This window comes from Sanguibacter biliveldensis (genome assembly GCF_033798665.1).
In the GTDB taxonomy this organism is placed as follows: Bacteria; Actinomycetota; Actinomycetes; order Actinomycetales; family Cellulomonadaceae; genus Sanguibacter; species Sanguibacter inulinus.
Genome location: NZ_CP138359.1, coordinates 2,412,140 through 2,427,923 on the forward strand (window position 1 = coordinate 2,412,140; position 15,784 = coordinate 2,427,923).

Here is a 15,784-nt window from a genome sequence, read left to right on the forward strand (position 1 = left end):
GAGGACCAGCGATGAGCACCACCCCGACGGAGGACACCAGCACGATGCAGGAACGGCTGGAGGTGGCCGAGAGCGTCGTCGAGCGAGAGTGGGCGCAGTTCACGCAGGTCGCCAACGAGGGCGGACCTGCAGCGTGCCAGGACGACCTGTCGACCTTCCACCAGATGCGCCTGAGCCAGTTCCTCACCTGGCCGACCGACCTGCTCCGCAGCTATGCGGCCGATCTCGACGAGGCGGGGTCGACTGGGAGGAACCTGCTCACCGAGAAGTACGCCCGCATGATGGCATCGACAGAACCCGATCGCTACGCGCGCGAGATCGCCCCACAGCTGCCCGCCCTGGACCCGAGCCGGGTCTCCGAGCAAGAGCACGTCGTCGCGACCCAAGTCGCCTGGGCAGTCGACTTCTGCGCCCGGTACCCGCGGCTCGGCCGGGCCATGCGGACGCTGCGCACGACGCAGGACACCTTCGTCGACACGTCCTTCGAGACCTACCTGCGCGGCGAGCTGGGCTCCTACTCCGACCGGACCTTCCAGGGCTACGCCCGCCTCGTCGAGGAGACCGCGGCCTCCGGCGGCAACCTCACCGAGCAGACGCTGCGGTGGACCGTGCTGCTCGTCGGGTACGCCGACCTGGCCGAGGCCGAGGCCGCCCAGGCGGGGTGAGTCGCCACCGACCCGCGAAGAGGTCACCGCCAAACTTCTCCAGTGTTCCACCTAAGACTGCAAGAGCACTCACCCGCATCACGCTCACGTGCGCTGCAAATCAGACATTCGCCCCTAGCCTCGACTATGCGTCGAACTCCCGGCGCGCATCTCTCCAGGGGGAGCGAAAACACATGAAGAACAGAATTCTCGCACTGGGACTGACTGCAGGCCTAGGGGTCTTCGGATCCATCGGTTCCACGATCGTGACCGCGTCCGACGCAGAAGCGCTCAGTGGAATCTGCGGCCAGTACTCGACGTTCTCGGCCACGAACTCGTCCTGCGACTACCGCATCATGAGCTTCTCTACAGCTGGTAAGTCGACGGTCTACGGGAATGCCGCTGGGAAGGGCAAGAAGTCCACTCAGATGACATGCATGGCAGGGATCACCAACTATGGCGTTCTGCACCGTGTCTGAGAATCTCGACCAAGCACGCCGCGGCATTGCCGCGGCGTGCTTGGCGCTCCTCTTCCTGATCGCCGGATGCGGAACCTCTGCGCAGGATGGATCTCTCAGCTCGACAGACAGAGAAGCTCCCGAGTTCACAGGGCCGTGGGCCGACGCGCTCACGGAGGTCTATCTCACCTCGCAGACCGACGCACAGCGCTCGATCCTCGCCGACGGAGTCGTCACCGAGGCTGAGTACACCGAGGTCCGGAACCAGTTCGCGGCCTGCATGGCAGATCTTGGTATCGAGTTCACCTTCGGTAGCTACGGGACGATGACCTCCGAGTCCGCAGAAGGCGCTCCGGAGGGAGAGGCCTTCGAAGAGGCCTACATCGGGTGCTCCAGCCAGACCAAGAGCGGGGTCGACTGGGTCTACGAGTCCATGCAACGCAATCCTGAGAACCTCGACGAACCGACGATCATGGTCGCCTGTCTCGTCCGGGCCGGTCTCGTCCCGGACAGCTACACAGCAGCGCAGTACTCGCTCGACTGGGAGCACGGGACACTTCCCTACTCCGAGACCGACACCGACGCGACGCTCTGCGAGTTCGACCCTCTCGGGCTGCTGTCATGACAGCGCACCGCGCCCTCGTGGCTCTACGGACAGCGCGTCCCCCTCACCGATGAAGCAGATCTCCACGACACGTGTCGCGCTCGGGTGCCTCCTTCTCATCATCCTCTCCGTCTCCGTGACCGCACTCTTCGTGAGGGCTCCACGTCCAGACTCACTCGAGGCCCCAGAGTCGGCGACGACCTTCGACACCTCAGAACAGGAGTTCACCGACGAGCGCGTCGTCGACCTCGAGCTCGAGCTCGGGACACCCCTCGCTCTCGTCTCCCAGAAGGCCGGTACGATCACGTCGTCGCGGTGCCGCCCCGGGATGGGCGCCGTCTCTGGGGGCAGCACCATCGAGGTCGACGGAGTCACGATCGTCGACCTCGCGACGTCACGACCGTTGTGGAGAGACCTCGCGGCCGGGGACAGCGGGAACGACGTCCTGGCACTCCAGGAGGAGCTTGTGCGGTTGGGGCACCCGACATCGCCCACAGGCACCGTCGACGACGCGACCCAGGCTGTCGCCGCCGCACTCGGGCTGACCGACGGTCCAGCAGTCGTGGCACGAGAGAGGATCGTCTGGTTGCCCGCGCAGAGCACGCCCCTCGACACGTGCGACCTGGTGACCGGGCAGAACGTCGAGACCGGTGCGGTCTTCGCGACGGCACCTCCGCCGCTGCAGGGCCTCTCACTCTCGACGCTCCCGGAGGGGACGACTGCCGACGACCGGATCTTGGTCGTCGACGACGCCACCTTCGACCTCGGACCCGATGCGCGCATCACCGACCCAGCCGCCCTCAAGACGGTCGGCGAGCTCCCGTCGGTCGTCGCGCACAGGGCTTCGGACCAGACGACCTTGCTGACCGGCGTGTACAGGCTCGCTGATCCTCGTGTCGTCGTCGCGGTCCCGGCTCGCGCCCTGGTCGCCGCTGCCCCGGACCAGTCGGCGTGCGTCAGTGCGGACGGCACGGGACTCCCGGTGACCGTGGTCGGGTCCGAGCTGGGGCGCTCGCTGGTCGCCTTCCCCGACGACGCCGTGCCGCACCAGGTCGACCTGCTGCCCGACCCCGCCATGACGTGCAGCTGACCCTGGACGCTGTGGGGCATCACTTCCCGGGCGGCCATGACCTCTTCAGCGATCTGACGCTCGCGCTGGTGCCCAAGACTGTCTACGCGCTCACAGGCCCGTCCGGTTCAGGGAAGTCGACGCTCCTGGGCATCATGGCTGGGTGGATCACCCCGACCGCAGGAGCTGTCGTCCGTGACGGTATCCAACAGGTCGGCCGCGTCTTCCAGAATCCGCACGGCACCCCAGGTCGCACCGCTGTCGACCACGTGGCACTGCCCGTCCTCGCGGCGGGGCACCACCGGGACGAGGCTCACGACGAGGCCATGCGGCTGCTCGGCGACTTCGGTCTCACGAGCATCGCCGACAACCCGTTCCGCTCGCTCTCGGGCGGAGAGGCGCAGCGGCTCATGCTGGCCCGCGCGATCGCCGGGTCCCCCGACCTCTTGCTCGTCGACGAGCCGACAGCGCAGCTCGACCCGCACGCCGCCGCGACGATCACCGCGTCTCTCGGAGCGCTCTCCCGCGAAGGGATGATCGTGGTCGTCGCCACGCACGATCATCGGGCCCGGGAAGCCTGCGACGTCGTGATCGACCTGGCACCAGTCCCATGAGCCCCGAACCTCCAAGCACAAGCCGGGACGAGGATCGCAGCCGACCTCCCGCGAGGGTGCCGGCTGGAATGCGGCTGAGTGCGGTCTGGTCCGAGGCGCTCCGCAACCTGGCGACCGGGACGTCGAGGCTCGTCATCGCCGCAGCAGTGCTGGGTTCGGCGCTCGCCGGTCTCTCGGTGGCAGACGGCTCGGCCGTCGTGTCGCTCGTGGACGACGCCGCAGGCTACCGGGCTGCGGGTTCTGCAGTCTCGACGCTCAGCTCCACCGGACGTGTGGACGGCGGCGCGTGCGAAGCGCTCGTCGGGCTCCCCGACGCCGAGCACGCCGGGGCCATGCGGCGAGCCCCTGCTGACCTCGTCGCGCTGACCATGCCAGCCTCACCCATCCCCACCTACGAGGTCACGCCGGGCTTCGCCGCCCTGCTCACAGGCTCCATGACGGATGCAGGACTGCTCGTCTCCGACGCCGCCGCCGAGGCACTCGGCATCACTGCTGGAGACCTGCTGCAGACCAGCGACGGTGACGCCCCCGTCGACGCGACGTACACCTATCCCGACGACGGCCGCCGCAGCGGCCTGGGGTACGCCGTGGTGATCGTCACAGGCTCTGGCACCTACGACGAGTGCTGGCTCAGCCAGTGGCCGCAGTCTCCCGACTCGACGGGTCTGCTGGCCACCGTGCTCACCCACCAGCCGGCCGACCCGTCAGGCCGAGACGAGGCACCTGTCCTGTCCCAGCTCAACGGTCGCCTCGGTGCGGCCATGGACGCCGCCAGCCTGTTCGACCTCAGACCGACCCGAGCACTACCGTGGGTCGCCCTGGGTGTCGGGGCTCTCCTCGGAGTCGTGCTGGTCGCACTCCGTCGGCTCGAGCTCGCCTCAGCCCGACACAGCAAGGTCAGCCCGCACGCTCAGCTGCTCCAGGTCCTGCTCGAGGCCACCGCGATCGGGGTCACGGCGGCTGGCGTCATGGCGGTGCCGATGACCGTCGTGATCGCGCGAGCACCTGTCGAGGCTGCGCTCACGCTCGGGGTGATCGGAGCGCGGACGGCGGTCCTCGGTGCAGCCGGTCTTGTCGTGGGGGCCGTGGCGGCAACGGCGCTGGTGCGCGAGAGGCACCTCTTCCGATACTTCTCGGACCGGTGAGTCGTGCAGGTCTGGTTCTGCGGTGACCCAGGTCAAGAGGTGGCTCAGCTCGCGAGGACCCGCTGGCATAGGGAGACGAAGTCTTCGAGGACCTCGACGTCCTCGGGTGCCATCGCCTCGCGGCGCTCTTCGATCTCGGCGGAGGTGAGCTTGCCGACGACGATCGCGGCCGAGCGGCAGATGCCGATCCGGTTGGGCCTGTCGGCAGCCTCGACGTCGGCGTACAGCGTCTGCACCTCGCTGCTGTACAGCTCGTCCGCGGTGAAGAGCACCTCCTCGTCAGGGATGAGGAAGTCGTCCTGCCCTGTCGACCCGTCGGGGTCAGCGGTGACCGTGGGCTCGGCAGAGGGCTCGGTGAACGTGGGCTCCTCGGACGGGACCGGGGTCGTGGGGTCGTCGGGTGGACTGCTCTCCGGTGGTGAGGTCTCGGCCGGCGCAGAGGAGCTCGGCTGGCTCGGTGCCGTCAGCACAGGAGACGCGTCCTTCGGCGCCGTCGGCGAGCACCCTGTCGCTGCAGCCGCGATCAGGAGAGCGACCAGGCCGGCGCGTGCTCCCGTGGCCCTCATCGCGGGCCCTCGGGGCTCACGGCGGGTGCTGACGTCTCACGGACCACGAGCTCAGGGCTCGGGGTGTCCCGCGCCTGGCCGCGGTCCGTCGCGCCGGTCTGCGTCTCGAGGAGGGTGAGGATCGCCAGGTGTCCCATGGCACGGGTCGGTATCCGCACCGTCGTCAGACGTGGCTGCACGTGGCTGGCGATGCTGAAGTCGTCGAAGCCCACGACAGTCAGCTCGCGCGGCACCTCGAGGCCTGCGCGCTGGGCCGCCTGGAGCACACCGGCTGCCATCTCGTCGTTCGCAGCGAACACAGCCGTCGGACGGTCGTCGAGGTCGAGCAACGCCTGACCTGCCTGCAGACCAGCCTCGAAGGTGTAGTCACCCTCGACGACCAGAGTGTCGTCCAGCGGCGAGCCAGCGGCGGTGAGAGCCTGCTCGAACCCGTTCCGGCGCTCTCTCGCCGACAAGAAGGACATCGGCCCGGAGACCATCCCGATGCGCACGTGACCGAGCTCGACGAGGTGCTCCCCCGCGAGGACGGCCCCGTCCCTGTCGACTCCCACGACGCTGCGCTCGGGGACGTCGACGGCTGTCGATGCCACCCTGACGTACGGGACCCGCAGGTCCGCCAGGAGGGGGTCCAGCCGTTCGTCCTCGGCGACCGAGGACGAGAAGACGACGCCGTCGAGGCGGTGCCGGCTGACGAACTCCCGCAGACGCTCGGTGAACTGCGGGTGGGCGCGGTCGAGCGGGAAGGTGACGAGGGCGTAGCCCGTGCCCTCGAGCCCGTCGAGCAACCCCTGCTGCATGGTGATCAGGTACTCGGGGTTGGGGTTGTTGTACACGTGCCCCACCAGGAAGGCGCGACCTGTCGCGAGCCCCTGGGCACGCGCCTGCGGGACGTAGCCGTGCTCGGCGATCAGCGCCTCGATCCTGGCACGTGTCTCGTCGCCGACACCGGGCAGCCCGTTGACGACCAGCGAGACCGACTTGCTCGAGACGTTCGCGAGCCTGGCGATGTCCCGCATGGTCAGGCTCCCCTGGCGTCGGTCGACCGACGCCGGTGCCTCACGGTCGTGTGCCATGGGGTGCTGCCCTCCTCGAGACGACGCGTCCAGAGCGCGCAGAAGTACGCGACCACAGTACGCGACCGGAGTGTCCACCCAGGCCCTGAGGGCACGCCGGAGGGCCGGAGGAACCGGCGAGGTTCGCGACCTCTCGCGGCGTTCCTCCCCTCGCGTCGTCAGGCCGCCTGCCTCCCTCCTGCCCTCCCATCGAGCCTTGCGTAAGCGGTTACTCCGGGTCTAGCGTAACCGCTTACTAAGGAGATGGAGAAGACCGTGACCCAGCACGACACCACCAGGACGGCCGAGCTCCTCGTACGAGCCCGAGCCAGCAGGAGGGCCCTCACGGGGTTTCCCGGCAAGATCCCTCCGACCGTCGACGAGGCCTACACGATCCAGGACGAGGTGATCGCCCTCACCGACGACACCGTCGTGGGATGGAAGGTCGGGCTCATCGCTCCCGCACTGCGAGAGCGGGCGGGTGCTGAGCGCCTCGTCGGGCCGGTCTTCGCCACGAACCTGTGGCCTGCTCAGCCAGGCGTCGTCATGCCGCTCCCCGCGATCGTCGGCGGGACCTCGTGCGTCGAGGCCGAGATCGTCATGACCGTCGGCGTCGACGTACCAGCCGGCACAGCCGTCCAGACCCTCGACGACGCGCGACAGCTCCTCGGCAGCGTCCACGTCGCCGTCGAGCTCGCCGGCAGCCCGGTCCCGGAGATCAACGGCCTCGGTCCCATGGCCGTCGCCTCAGACCTCGGCAACAACGCCGGGCTCGTGCTCGGCCCACAGGTCCCGGAGTGGCGCTCGGGCGCGTGGGAGCAGCTCGAGGCCAGCACCTGGATCGCCGGCCGGCTCGTGGGCAGGGCCGACGCGACCTCGATCGCCGGAGGCGCCCTCGAGGCCTTCAGGTTCGCGCTGGCCACGGTCAGCGGCCGCGGTCGCGACATCCCCGCAGGCACCCACATCGCCACAGGTGCGGTCACAGGGATCCACGACGTGGTCCCCGGGCAGCACGCCCGGATCAGGTTCGGAGAGATCTTCCAGGTCGACCTCGATGTCGTCGAGGCCTGACACCAGTCGCAAGTCCATCCCGAAGACGTGAGTTGGAGACACATGAGCGAGCAGAAGACGAGCGGGGACGGCAAGGAGCTGTTCCCCGAGCTCAGCAGCGCAGATAAGAAGAGGTACGTGGCCTCGGCCACGGATCGGATCACGAAGTACCGGTGGGTGATCGTCGCCCTGCTGTTCACCGCGATGGTCATCAACTACATCGACCGGCAGACGCTCGGGCTGATGAAGGCAGACCTCTCCGAGGAGTTCAGCTGGTCCGAGCAGGACTACGCCAACGCGATCTTCTGGTTCCAGGCGGCCTACGCCGCGTCCTACCTCGTGTGGGGTCGCGTCATGGACCGGATCGGCGTCCGGTGGGGCCTGGGCATGGCCTTCGCCATCTGGCAGATCGCGCACATCGCCCACGCGGGGATGCGCAGCCTGACGGGCTTCATCATCGCCCGCGCAGCACTCGGCGTCGGTGAGGGAGGCGGGTTCCCCGGGAGCATCAAGGCAGTCGCCGAGTGGTTCCCGAAGAAGGAGCGCGCCTTCGCGACAGGTCTGTTCAACGCCGGGACCAACATCGGCGCGATCGTCACACCCCTGGTCGTCCCCGCGATCGTCCTCGCCTGGGGGTGGCAGGCCGCGTTCATCGTGACGGGTCTCGGCGGTCTCATCTGGCTCCCGGTCTGGTTCCTGCTCTACCGACGTCCGCAGGAGAACAAGCACGTCTCCGAGGCCGAGCTGGCGCACATCACCCAGGACCCTGAGGAGCCCGAGGAGAAGGTCGACTGGAGGCTCATCCTGCGCCGTCGCGAGACCTGGGCCTTCGCGATCGGCAAGTTCCTCACCGACCCGATCTGGTGGATGTTCCTCTTCTGGCTCCCCGACTTCCTCGGCAAGCAGCACGGGCTCGACCTCAAGTCCTTCGGTCCCCCGCTCATCGCGATCTACCTCATCTCCGACGTCGGCAGCGTCTCCGGCGGCTGGCTCTCGGGCAAGTTCATGAACCGTGGCTGGAGCATCAACCGCTCCCGCAAGACGACCATGTTCCTCTGCGGGCTCCTCGCCCTCCCGATGGTCTTCGCCGGGCAGCTGAGCAACCTGTGGGTCGCCGTGGCGATCATCGGCATCGCGACAGCCGCGCACCAGGGCTTCTCCGCCAACCTCTACACGCTCCCCAGCGACGTGTTCCCACGCGGCGCCGTGGGCACGGTCGTCGGGCTCGGCGGGATGCTCGGCGGCATCGGCGGCATGTTCATGGCCCAGTACGCCGGCTACATCCTCGACAGGGTCGGCAACTACACCCCGATCTTCATGGTGTGCGCCTTCGCCTACCTCATCGCGCTCACGGTCATCCATCTCCTCATGCCCCGCATGGACAGGGTCATCATCGAGCCCTCGACCACCACGGTGTGACCCCGGGCTGCGCCGCAGGGCTGCGACGACGACCACCCCACGACTGCACGACCGCTGCCGGGGCCACCGGCTCACCCGACTCACCCGAGTGCCGGACCCGGCACCACGACACACAAGGACACCCATGACACTCCCATCCTTCAGGCTCGACGGACGCGTCGCCCTCGTCACCGGCGCCAGCCAAGGGCTCGGGCAGAGCGCTGCGCTCGCCCTCGCCGAGGCCGGCGCAGACATCGCCGTGATCGACTACGCCGAGGCGACCGACACCGTCACCCAGGTCGAGGCGCTGGGCCGCCGCGCGCACAGCATCCGGCTCGACCTCGTCCAGGCCACTGCAGACGACCTCGAGGCTGCAGTGTCCGAGGTGGTCATGACGCTCGGACGGATCGACGTCCTCGTCAACAACGCCGGGATCATCCGGCGCGCACCCGTGCTCGAGCACTCCGCGAAAGACTGGGACGACGTCCTGGCGATCAACCTCGACGCCGTCTTCCACCTCTCGCAGCGGGTCGGCCACAGGTTCGTCGCGCAGGGCTCGGGCAAGATCGTCAACATCGCGTCGATGCTCTCGTTCCAGGGCGGCGTCTTCGTGCCCGGGTACGCGGCGTCCAAGCACGCCGTCGCGGGGATCACCAAGTCCTTCGCCAACGAGCTCGCCGTCCACGGCGTCTGCGTGAACGCCATCGCGCCGGGCTACATGGCGACGGAGAACACCGCACCCATCCGCGCCGACGCGGCCCGCGAGCGCAGCATCCTGGACCGCATCCCCGCAGGGCGGTGGGGCACCCCCGACGACCTTGCAGGACCCTTCGTGTTCCTCGCCTCGTCAGCCTCGGACTACCTCAACGGGGCGATCATCCCTGTCGACGGCGGCTGGCTCGTGCGCTGAGCCGCTCTCACCGGCCCTGACCGACGCGACAAGCGCTGATCGGCACCGATCCGTGCCGATCAGCGCTCCCCCTCTGACTGACCGCACCACAAGGAGAACTTCATGGAACAGCGATACGCCACGAACCCCGACCACATCCCCGCCATGGGGACCGACGAGCTGCGCGAGCATTTCCTCGTCGAGGCCGTGTTCGTCCCGGGCGAGATCACGCTCGTCTACACCCACCACGACAGGGTGGTCGTCGGCGGCGCGCAGCCTGCCGGTCAGGAGCTCGCGCTGCTGCCCTCGGACGAGATCCGCGCCGAGTACTTCCTCGAGAACCGTGAGATCGGGATCGTCAACGTCGGCGGGACCGGCACGGTGACCGCCGACGGGGAGACCTTCACGCTGCCGACGGGAGCCTGCCTCTACCTCGGGCGCGGGGTGCGGGACGTCGTCCTCGCCGACGGTCCTGGCGCGGCAGAGCACCCGGCAGGCGGCGCCCAGCTCTACCTGTTCTCCGCCCCCGCGCACACCACCTACCCGACCCAGCTCGTGCTGCCGGGCGAGGGGACCACACGGGAGCTCGGTGACCAGCTCACGAGCAACCGTCGCTCTCTCGAGCAGCTCATCCACCCTGGTGGCATCCAGTCCTGCCAGGTGGTCATGGGAGTGACGTCGCTGCACCCGGGCTCGATGTGGAACACCATGCCGGCGCACACCCACGAGCGCCGGACCGAGTGCTACCTGTACTTCGACCTGCCCGAGGACGCCCGGGTGATCCATCTCTGCGGGCAGCCGACGCAGACGCGGCACCTCGTGGTCGCGGACCGTCAGGCGGTCATCTCGCCGTCCTGGTCCTTGCACTCGGGGGTCGGCACCGCGGCGTACTCCTTCGTGTGGGCGATGGCCGGTGAGAACCAGGCCTTCGACGACATGGACGCCGTCCCCGTCGAGCAGATCCGCTGATCGGGCCGCCGTGAAGAACGCGATGACGCCCTGGCGCAGGGCTGGGCACCACAGGTTCGCGGGTCCGATCGTCGTGGCTCTGGCACTGGGCGTCGTCGCGTGCGGGCCGGAGGGCGCACAGCCCTCCGGCCCGGATGGCGGGACGGGGGCCGCGACACGTGAGGCCGCCCTCGACACCATGCGGCGCGCCACCCAGTTCATGACCGAGGACCTCGCCTACGAGGGCGGCTACGTGTGGTCGTACCTGCCGGACAGGTCCCGCCAGTTCGGCGAGATGGAGGCGTACCCGACGCAGATCTGGATCCAGCCGCCCGGCACGGCGACCATGGGCCACCTGTACCTGGACGCGTACCACGCGACAGGCGACGAGATCTACTACGAGGCCGCGACGAAGGTCGGTCAGGCACTCGCCGAGGCTCAGCTGCCGACGGGCGGCTGGAACTACATGTACGACTTCGCCGGGGAAGAGTCGACGCAGGAGTGGTACGACACGATCGGTGCGAACGGGTGGCGTCTCGAAGAGTTCCAGCACTACTACGGCAACGCGACCTTCGACGACGCCGGCACCGCGGAGAGCACACAGCTGCTGCTGCGGCTCTACACCGAGAAGGACGACGAGACCTTCAAACCTGCGCTCGACCAGGCCGTCGCCTTCGTGCTCGAGAGCCAGTACCCGATGGGCGGCTGGCCGCAGCGCTACCCAGCACCTGCCGAGGGCTTCGAGAAGGACGGGGCGCCCGACTACACAGGGCACGTCACCTTCAACGACGACGTCGCGGCGGAGAACATCGAGATCTTGCTCATGGCCTACCAGGCCCTGGGCGACGATTCGGTCCTGCCTGCCGTGCGGGCGGCGATGGATGCCTTCACCGTGACCCAGCAGCCGGCACCGCAGGCGGGCTGGTCGCTCCAGCACACCGTCGACGACCTCGCGCCTGCTGGTGCGCGGAGCTACGAGCCGGTGTCCCTTGCGACCCACACGACGGCGAGCAACGTCGAGAAGCTGCTGGGCTTCTACGAGCTGACCGGTGACACGTCCTACCTCGACGGTGTTCCCGCAGCGCTCGACTGGCTGGACTCGGTCCGGCTGCCCGAGGACCTGTGGACCGACGACGGTCGGCAGTACCCGACCTTCGTCGAGCTCGGGACGAACGACCCGCTGTACGTGCACCGCACGGGGTCGAACGTCGTCAACGGTGAGTACGTGGTCGACAAGGACCCTGCCGGCACGATCGTGCACTACAGCTCGTTCCGGAAGATCGACGTCCTCGGGCTGCGTGCGCGGTACGAGGAGCTGCGGGCCGCACCTGTCGACGAGGTCACAGCCGGGTCGCCGTTGCTCCACCAGGGCGCGACCATCCCGGAGTACTTCACGACCGGCGAGATCTCCGTGTCGGACCTCAACGTCGGCACGCTGAGCCCGGCCGACGAGCGTCCGAGCGACACGGAGGTCGGCGAGCTCGTCGCCGGGCTCGACGACGAGGGCTACTGGCCGACGGAGCTCGTCTCGACGAGCAACCCCTATGCAGGAGATGGCTCGCCGACACCCGCCGAGGGCGACTACTCCCAGACCGAGGTGGGCGACTCGACCGACACGTCGCCGTTCACGACCGACGACCCCGTCGTCGGCATCTCGACAGGCCGGTACATCGAGAACATGAGCGCCCTCGTGCGGTACGTCGCCGAGGGGTGAGACCGAGGCGATCGGGACAGCGCAGCCTCGTCGCCTCGAGCAGGCGTGGTCCGGTCAGGTCCGGACCACGCCTGCACCTGGGTCTGGGTCGGGGTCTGGATCAGCGCATCCGCGCGATGAAGAACTTCCCACCCGACTCGCGCTCGACGGCCACACCCTCGGCCTCGTCGGCATCGCCGGGGTTCACCACGAAGAGCTCGGGGACGAAGCTCGTCCCACCCTCGACCTGCTGCACACCGGCGTCGGTGACAGCAGCCGCGTCGACGTCGGCGGGCACGAGATAGACGACCTTCGTCGGGTAGTCGAGCCCACTGCTCGCCATCCACGCACCCTGCCGCTGGAAGACCGCCGGCGCGACGCACGACGACCCCACAGCGTTCTGCCCGGCCGTCAGGTCACCCTCGGCGGCGTACTCGTTCATGAGGCAGACGTTGCCTGCTGAGTCGAGCGCCACCCACTGACGGTCGATGTCACTCTCCCGCAGGAGCCGCGCCGAACTCTGAACGAGGTCGTCAGACTCGACGAGGTTCGTGACCATGCTCTCAGGCAAGGTGTCGCGCGGCTGCGGCTCTGCCCCGAGGATCGGGATCATGTCCGCGACCTCCTGCGGAGCAGACTCCTGGTCTGGGCTGCTGCACCCTGCCAGCACGGCCATGGCGAGCGCTCCAGCCACCAGGCCCCGGACGGTCGTCGTGCTCGATGGTGTCATCGATGATCTCCCCCTGCGTCGACGGCCACCGCACGGTGCCATGACCTCGTGTCGAACCATCGACCCTCTCATCTGAGGACCACGACCGCACATCACCCCACCTGGACGACCCGTCGCACCGCGGTCGCCCTGACGGCACCGATCACCGTCGTGGCACCGGCGACCAGCACGACCGCGAGCGCGAGCACCCCGAAGGCCATGACGTCGATCCCGGCAAAGACCGACCCGACGAGCCCGTAGCCGACACCGATCAGCGCGGGCAGCACCGAGGCTGTCCCGATGACCAGCGCTGCCAGTGCCACGACCCCAGCCTCGACGGCTGCTGTCGTCACGAGCTGGCGACGGGTCGCGCCGGTCCGGCGCAGGAGGGCGTGCTCGGGGAGGCGGGATGAGGCGAGCATCGCGAGCGTGTTGGCGGCTGCGGCGGCGACGAAGACCAGGAGCGCGAGCACCAGGATGGCGGAGAGCTGTTGCTGGCCTGCGGCGGCGTCGGTCGCAGCGTCGGCGTACTCGGCGGGCGTCAGCACGTCGAGCCCTGCTGCGACGATCGCGGTCTCCACAGCGTCGGCCTGCCCAGGTGCGGTGCGGAGCAAGACCGCGTCGGCAGCGGGCCCGGCGCCCGTCTGCGTGTCGTCCGAGGCGAGCGTCGCCTCGCCGACGAGGTAGTCGCCAAAGCCGAGCGTCCTGTCGTAGACCGCGACGATGGTCAGCTCTCGCTCCTGGTCGTCGAGCCGGACGGTGAGGGTCTCGCCGAGCCCCGTGCCCGTGCCGAGCAGCGAGTCCCGGCCGACCGCCACGGTGCCGGGGTCTGCGAGGTCGTCGAGCGTCCCAGACCTCACGTCGGGGTCGACGAGCATGTCCTCGCCGGACAGGACCTGGAGGGCGGTCGGCTCCCAGGCGAGGCCTGAGAGGAAGGCCACGTCGTCCATCTCGTCGTCGGTGCGCACCTGCGCCTCCTGCGACCTGAGGGTCGTGAGGGCCTCGACACCCGGCGTCGAGCGGACGGCCTCGAGGTCGGTCGCATCCAGTCCCCCGGTCTTCTGGACCACGAGGTCAGCCGTGATGCCGTCGCCCAGCTGGACACCGGCTGCTGTCGAGACCGCCCGGTTGACGCCGAGCTGGACCGTACCGAGGGACAGGAGCAGGGCGAGCGGCACGATCGCCGCGGTGAGCCGGCGAGAGAAGCCGCGGGCGTTGGTCAGGGCGAGCGTGAGGCTCGCGCTGCCCGTGCGCTGCGCGGCCGCAAGACCACGGCGAGCCAGTGCCGCGACGATCGCCGGGCCAGCCAGCGCCGCCGACGTGATGAGCAGGAAGGCCGACGACGCACCCGACGCGCTCCCGATGAGACCGGGGACGACGAAGGGGACCACCGCGACCCCGAGCCCCAGCACGGCGCAGCACCAGGCGGCCGCGCGCCGCACGGGTGAGAGCGTCGACGGCTCGGTCGCGCTGAGTCTGACGGCCGCCGTGGGGCTGAGCCGCGCCGTCTCCCGTGCCGCGAGGCGGGCGGTCAGCGCGCCGGTCCCGCCGAGTAGCACGGCTGTCGCGAGGACCGGCCAGGGCGAGAGCTGGAGGACGAAGCCGTCGGGGACGATCTCCCCCGACACGAGCACGGACGTCGCCGAGCGGGCGAGCAGCAGACCGGGGACAGCGCCGACGAGCGTCGCGGCAGCGAAGACGATCGCAACCTCGGTCGCGACCATCCTGCGCACCTGGGTCGGTGTCGCACCGACCGCGCGCAGCAGCGCGAACTGCGAGCGCCGCTCGCGCAGGGCAGCGGCGTAGGCGGAGGCGACGACGAGCACGACCACGAGGATCGTGGTCCCGGCGAAGGAGCCTGTCGCGGCGGAGAGCATCGACAGGTCCTCCCCCGAGGACGTGCCGCGGATCCCGGCCTCCATCCAGGCGCCTGTCGCTGTGAGGAGGGCTGAGGCGAGGGCGACCATGACAAAGCTGCCGGCGACGCTCGAGGCGTGGGCACGCAGTGCTGAGCGGGCGAAGGACCACATCCGGCTCACCGCCCCAGCTCTGCGAGGCGGGCGGAGACGTCTGCGGCCGTCGGCGAGACGAGGTCGCCGACGACGCTGCCGTCGGCGAGGAACAGCACCTGGTCGGCTGTGGCGGCGACGCCGGGGTCGTGGGTGACGACCACGAGGGTCTGGTCGAGCTCGTCGGACATCCGCCGCAGGAGCCCGAGGACCTGCTGACCGGTGCGGGTGTCGAGGGCACCCGTGGGTTCGTCGGCGAAGACCACGGCAGGACGGGTCACGAGGGCGCGGGCGATCGCGACGCGCTGCGCCTGGCCACCGGAGAGCTCGCCGGGCAGGTGGTCTTCCATCCCGGTGAGCCCGACGGCGTCGACGAGCGAGGCCTGCCACCCCGGGTCGGGCCGGGTGCCGCCCAGGAGCATCGGCAGCTGGATGTTCTCGGCGACCGTCAGGTGACCGACGAGGTTGTAGGCCTGGAAGACGAAGCCGATGTGGTCACGGCGGAACCTGGTGACGGCGTCGGGCGAGAGCGCGGTGATGTCCACGTCACCGACGATCACCTGACCGCTGGTCGGCGAGTCCAGCCCGGCCGCACAGCTGAGGAAGGTCGACTTACCTGAGCCGGAAGGACCCATGATCGCTGTGAAGGACCCGCGCGGGATGGCGAGGGAGACAGACCGCAGCGCGGTCACGACGTCTGGGCCGTCGGGGTAGGTCTTGGTGACCTGGACGAGGCGGACGGCCGTGTCGGTCGAGAGGGTCGGCAGCGACGCCTGCGGGTGGGCGGTGTGCGGGTGGGAGGTCTGAGGGCGCGCATCCTGAGGACGCGCATTCTGAGGGCGGAGTGGCATGACGATGCTCCTGGTGTCGAGGGCTCTGAGGTGATGCTCTCGACGCTACGGAGCGGGTGGTGGCGGACCTAGATGCTTCCGGCGG

At 69.3% G+C, this 15,784-nt stretch carries 16 protein-coding genes; 11 read left to right on the plus strand and 5 right to left on the minus strand.

Features of this window, described 5'->3' with window-relative positions; all coding sequences use genetic code 11:
• Window positions 1-11 precede the first annotated feature (11 nt).
• The 6 genes from SANBI_RS10520 to SANBI_RS10545 all read left to right on the plus strand — a co-directional run bounded on the left by SANBI_RS10520 (window position 12) and on the right by SANBI_RS10545 (window position 4,534).
• Complete coding sequence (locus SANBI_RS10520) at window positions 12-665, plus strand: DUF4125 family protein (protein ID WP_319154806.1); 654 nt, start codon at window positions 12-14, stop codon at window positions 663-665.
• Between the two features lie 173 nt (window positions 666-838).
• A complete protein-coding gene (locus SANBI_RS10525) occupies window positions 839-1,123 on the plus strand; it encodes a hypothetical protein (RefSeq protein WP_319154808.1) in 285 nt (94 codons plus the stop codon).
• Window positions 1,101-1,727: a hypothetical protein gene (locus SANBI_RS10530; RefSeq protein ID WP_319154810.1), complete on the plus strand. Its 627-nt coding sequence runs from the start codon at window positions 1,101-1,103 to the stop codon at window positions 1,725-1,727. Before SANBI_RS10525 ends, SANBI_RS10530 begins: the two co-directional genes overlap by 23 nt.
• Before the next feature lie 115 nt (window positions 1,728-1,842).
• Complete coding sequence (locus tag SANBI_RS10535) at window positions 1,843-2,796, plus strand: hypothetical protein (protein WP_319154812.1); 954 nt, start codon at window positions 1,843-1,845, stop codon at window positions 2,794-2,796.
• Between the two features lie 11 nt (window positions 2,797-2,807).
• A complete protein-coding gene (locus tag SANBI_RS10540; protein WP_319154815.1) occupies window positions 2,808-3,389 on the plus strand; it encodes an ATP-binding cassette domain-containing protein in 582 nt (193 codons plus the stop codon).
• A 68-nt stretch (window positions 3,390-3,457) separates the two neighbouring features.
• Window positions 3,458-4,534 (plus strand): hypothetical protein, encoded by a 1,077-nt coding sequence (locus tag SANBI_RS10545; RefSeq protein WP_319154817.1) that lies wholly within the window; start codon window positions 3,458-3,460, stop codon window positions 4,532-4,534.
• 44 nt (window positions 4,535-4,578) lie between these two features.
• Here the strand turns inward: SANBI_RS10545 and SANBI_RS10550 are convergent, their stop codons facing one another.
• The gene (locus tag SANBI_RS10550) at window positions 4,579-5,100 is read right to left on the minus strand and encodes a hypothetical protein (protein WP_056133716.1); all 522 of its coding nucleotides are present in this window, start codon (window positions 5,098-5,100) and stop codon (window positions 4,579-4,581) included.
• Window positions 5,097-6,173: a LacI family DNA-binding transcriptional regulator gene (locus SANBI_RS10555; RefSeq protein WP_319154820.1), complete on the minus strand. Its 1,077-nt coding sequence runs from the start codon at window positions 6,171-6,173 to the stop codon at window positions 5,097-5,099. The genes SANBI_RS10550 and SANBI_RS10555 overlap by 4 nt, the downstream gene beginning before the upstream one ends.
• Before the next feature lie 255 nt (window positions 6,174-6,428).
• Here SANBI_RS10555 and SANBI_RS10560 point away from each other — a divergent pair, with 255 nt between their 5' ends.
• The 5 genes from SANBI_RS10560 to SANBI_RS10580 all read left to right on the plus strand — a co-directional run bounded on the left by SANBI_RS10560 (window position 6,429) and on the right by SANBI_RS10580 (window position 12,151).
• Window positions 6,429-7,223, plus strand: a complete 795-nt coding sequence (locus tag SANBI_RS10560; protein WP_319154823.1) for a 2-keto-4-pentenoate hydratase — start codon at window positions 6,429-6,431, stop codon at window positions 7,221-7,223.
• Window positions 7,224-7,265: 42 nt separating this feature from the next.
• Window positions 7,266-8,621, plus strand: a complete 1,356-nt coding sequence (locus SANBI_RS10565) for an MFS transporter (protein ID WP_319154825.1) — start codon at window positions 7,266-7,268, stop codon at window positions 8,619-8,621.
• 124 nt (window positions 8,622-8,745) lie between these two features.
• Window positions 8,746-9,510, plus strand: a complete 765-nt coding sequence (kduD, locus tag SANBI_RS10570; protein ID WP_319154827.1) for a 2-dehydro-3-deoxy-D-gluconate 5-dehydrogenase KduD — start codon at window positions 8,746-8,748, stop codon at window positions 9,508-9,510.
• Window positions 9,511-9,612: 102 nt separating this feature from the next.
• Window positions 9,613-10,458 carry a 5-dehydro-4-deoxy-D-glucuronate isomerase gene (kduI, locus tag SANBI_RS10575; protein ID WP_319154830.1) on the plus strand — a complete coding sequence of 282 codons (846 nt, stop codon included), beginning with the start codon at window positions 9,613-9,615 and terminating at the stop codon, window positions 10,456-10,458.
• Between the two features lie 10 nt (window positions 10,459-10,468).
• Window positions 10,469-12,151 (plus strand): pectate lyase, encoded by a 1,683-nt coding sequence (locus SANBI_RS10580; protein ID WP_319154832.1) that lies wholly within the window; start codon window positions 10,469-10,471, stop codon window positions 12,149-12,151.
• Between the two features lie 100 nt (window positions 12,152-12,251).
• Here SANBI_RS10580 and SANBI_RS10585 read toward each other — a convergent pair whose 3' ends face one another.
• The 3 genes from SANBI_RS10585 to SANBI_RS10595 all read right to left on the minus strand — a co-directional run bounded on the left by SANBI_RS10585 (window position 12,252) and on the right by SANBI_RS10595 (window position 15,699).
• On the minus strand, window positions 12,252-12,860 hold the full coding sequence (locus tag SANBI_RS10585) for a hypothetical protein (RefSeq protein ID WP_319154834.1): 609 nt from the start codon (window positions 12,858-12,860) through the stop codon (window positions 12,252-12,254).
• Window positions 12,861-12,952: 92 nt separating this feature from the next.
• On the minus strand, window positions 12,953-14,869 hold the full coding sequence (locus SANBI_RS10590) for an ABC transporter permease (RefSeq protein WP_319161256.1): 1,917 nt from the start codon (window positions 14,867-14,869) through the stop codon (window positions 12,953-12,955).
• Between the two features lie 5 nt (window positions 14,870-14,874).
• The gene (locus SANBI_RS10595) at window positions 14,875-15,699 is read right to left on the minus strand and encodes an ABC transporter ATP-binding protein (protein WP_319154837.1); all 825 of its coding nucleotides are present in this window, start codon (window positions 15,697-15,699) and stop codon (window positions 14,875-14,877) included.
• Window positions 15,700-15,784 lie beyond the last annotated feature (85 nt).

What these genes read in the sequence shown, in the direction of transcription:
- SANBI_RS10555 (WP_319154820.1), bottom strand. Translation starts at nt 6,173, where the DNA reads ATGGCACACGACCGTGAGGCACCGGCGTCGGTCGACCGACGCCAGGGG.
- SANBI_RS10520 (WP_319154806.1), top strand. Translation starts at nt 12, where the DNA reads ATGAGCACCACCCCGACGGAGGACACCAGCACGATGCAGGAACGGCTG.
- SANBI_RS10565 (WP_319154825.1), top strand. Translation starts at nt 7,266, where the DNA reads ATGAGCGAGCAGAAGACGAGCGGGGACGGCAAGGAGCTGTTCCCCGAG.
- SANBI_RS10595 (WP_319154837.1), bottom strand. Translation starts at nt 15,699, where the DNA reads ATGCCACTCCGCCCTCAGAATGCGCGTCCTCAGGATGCGCGCCCTCAG.
- SANBI_RS10550 (WP_056133716.1), bottom strand. Translation starts at nt 5,100, where the DNA reads ATGAGGGCCACGGGAGCACGCGCCGGCCTGGTCGCTCTCCTGATCGCG.
- SANBI_RS10590 (WP_319161256.1), bottom strand. Translation starts at nt 14,869, where the DNA reads ATGTGGTCCTTCGCCCGCTCAGCACTGCGTGCCCACGCCTCGAGCGTC.
- SANBI_RS10585 (WP_319154834.1), bottom strand. Translation starts at nt 12,860, where the DNA reads ATGACACCATCGAGCACGACGACCGTCCGGGGCCTGGTGGCTGGAGCG.
- SANBI_RS10525 (WP_319154808.1), top strand. Translation starts at nt 839, where the DNA reads ATGAAGAACAGAATTCTCGCACTGGGACTGACTGCAGGCCTAGGGGTC.
- SANBI_RS10545 (WP_319154817.1), top strand. Translation starts at nt 3,458, where the DNA reads ATGCGGCTGAGTGCGGTCTGGTCCGAGGCGCTCCGCAACCTGGCGACC.
- kduD (WP_319154827.1), top strand. Translation starts at nt 8,746, where the DNA reads ATGACACTCCCATCCTTCAGGCTCGACGGACGCGTCGCCCTCGTCACC.
- SANBI_RS10530 (WP_319154810.1), top strand. Translation starts at nt 1,101, where the DNA reads ATGGCGTTCTGCACCGTGTCTGAGAATCTCGACCAAGCACGCCGCGGC.
- kduI (WP_319154830.1), top strand. Translation starts at nt 9,613, where the DNA reads ATGGAACAGCGATACGCCACGAACCCCGACCACATCCCCGCCATGGGG.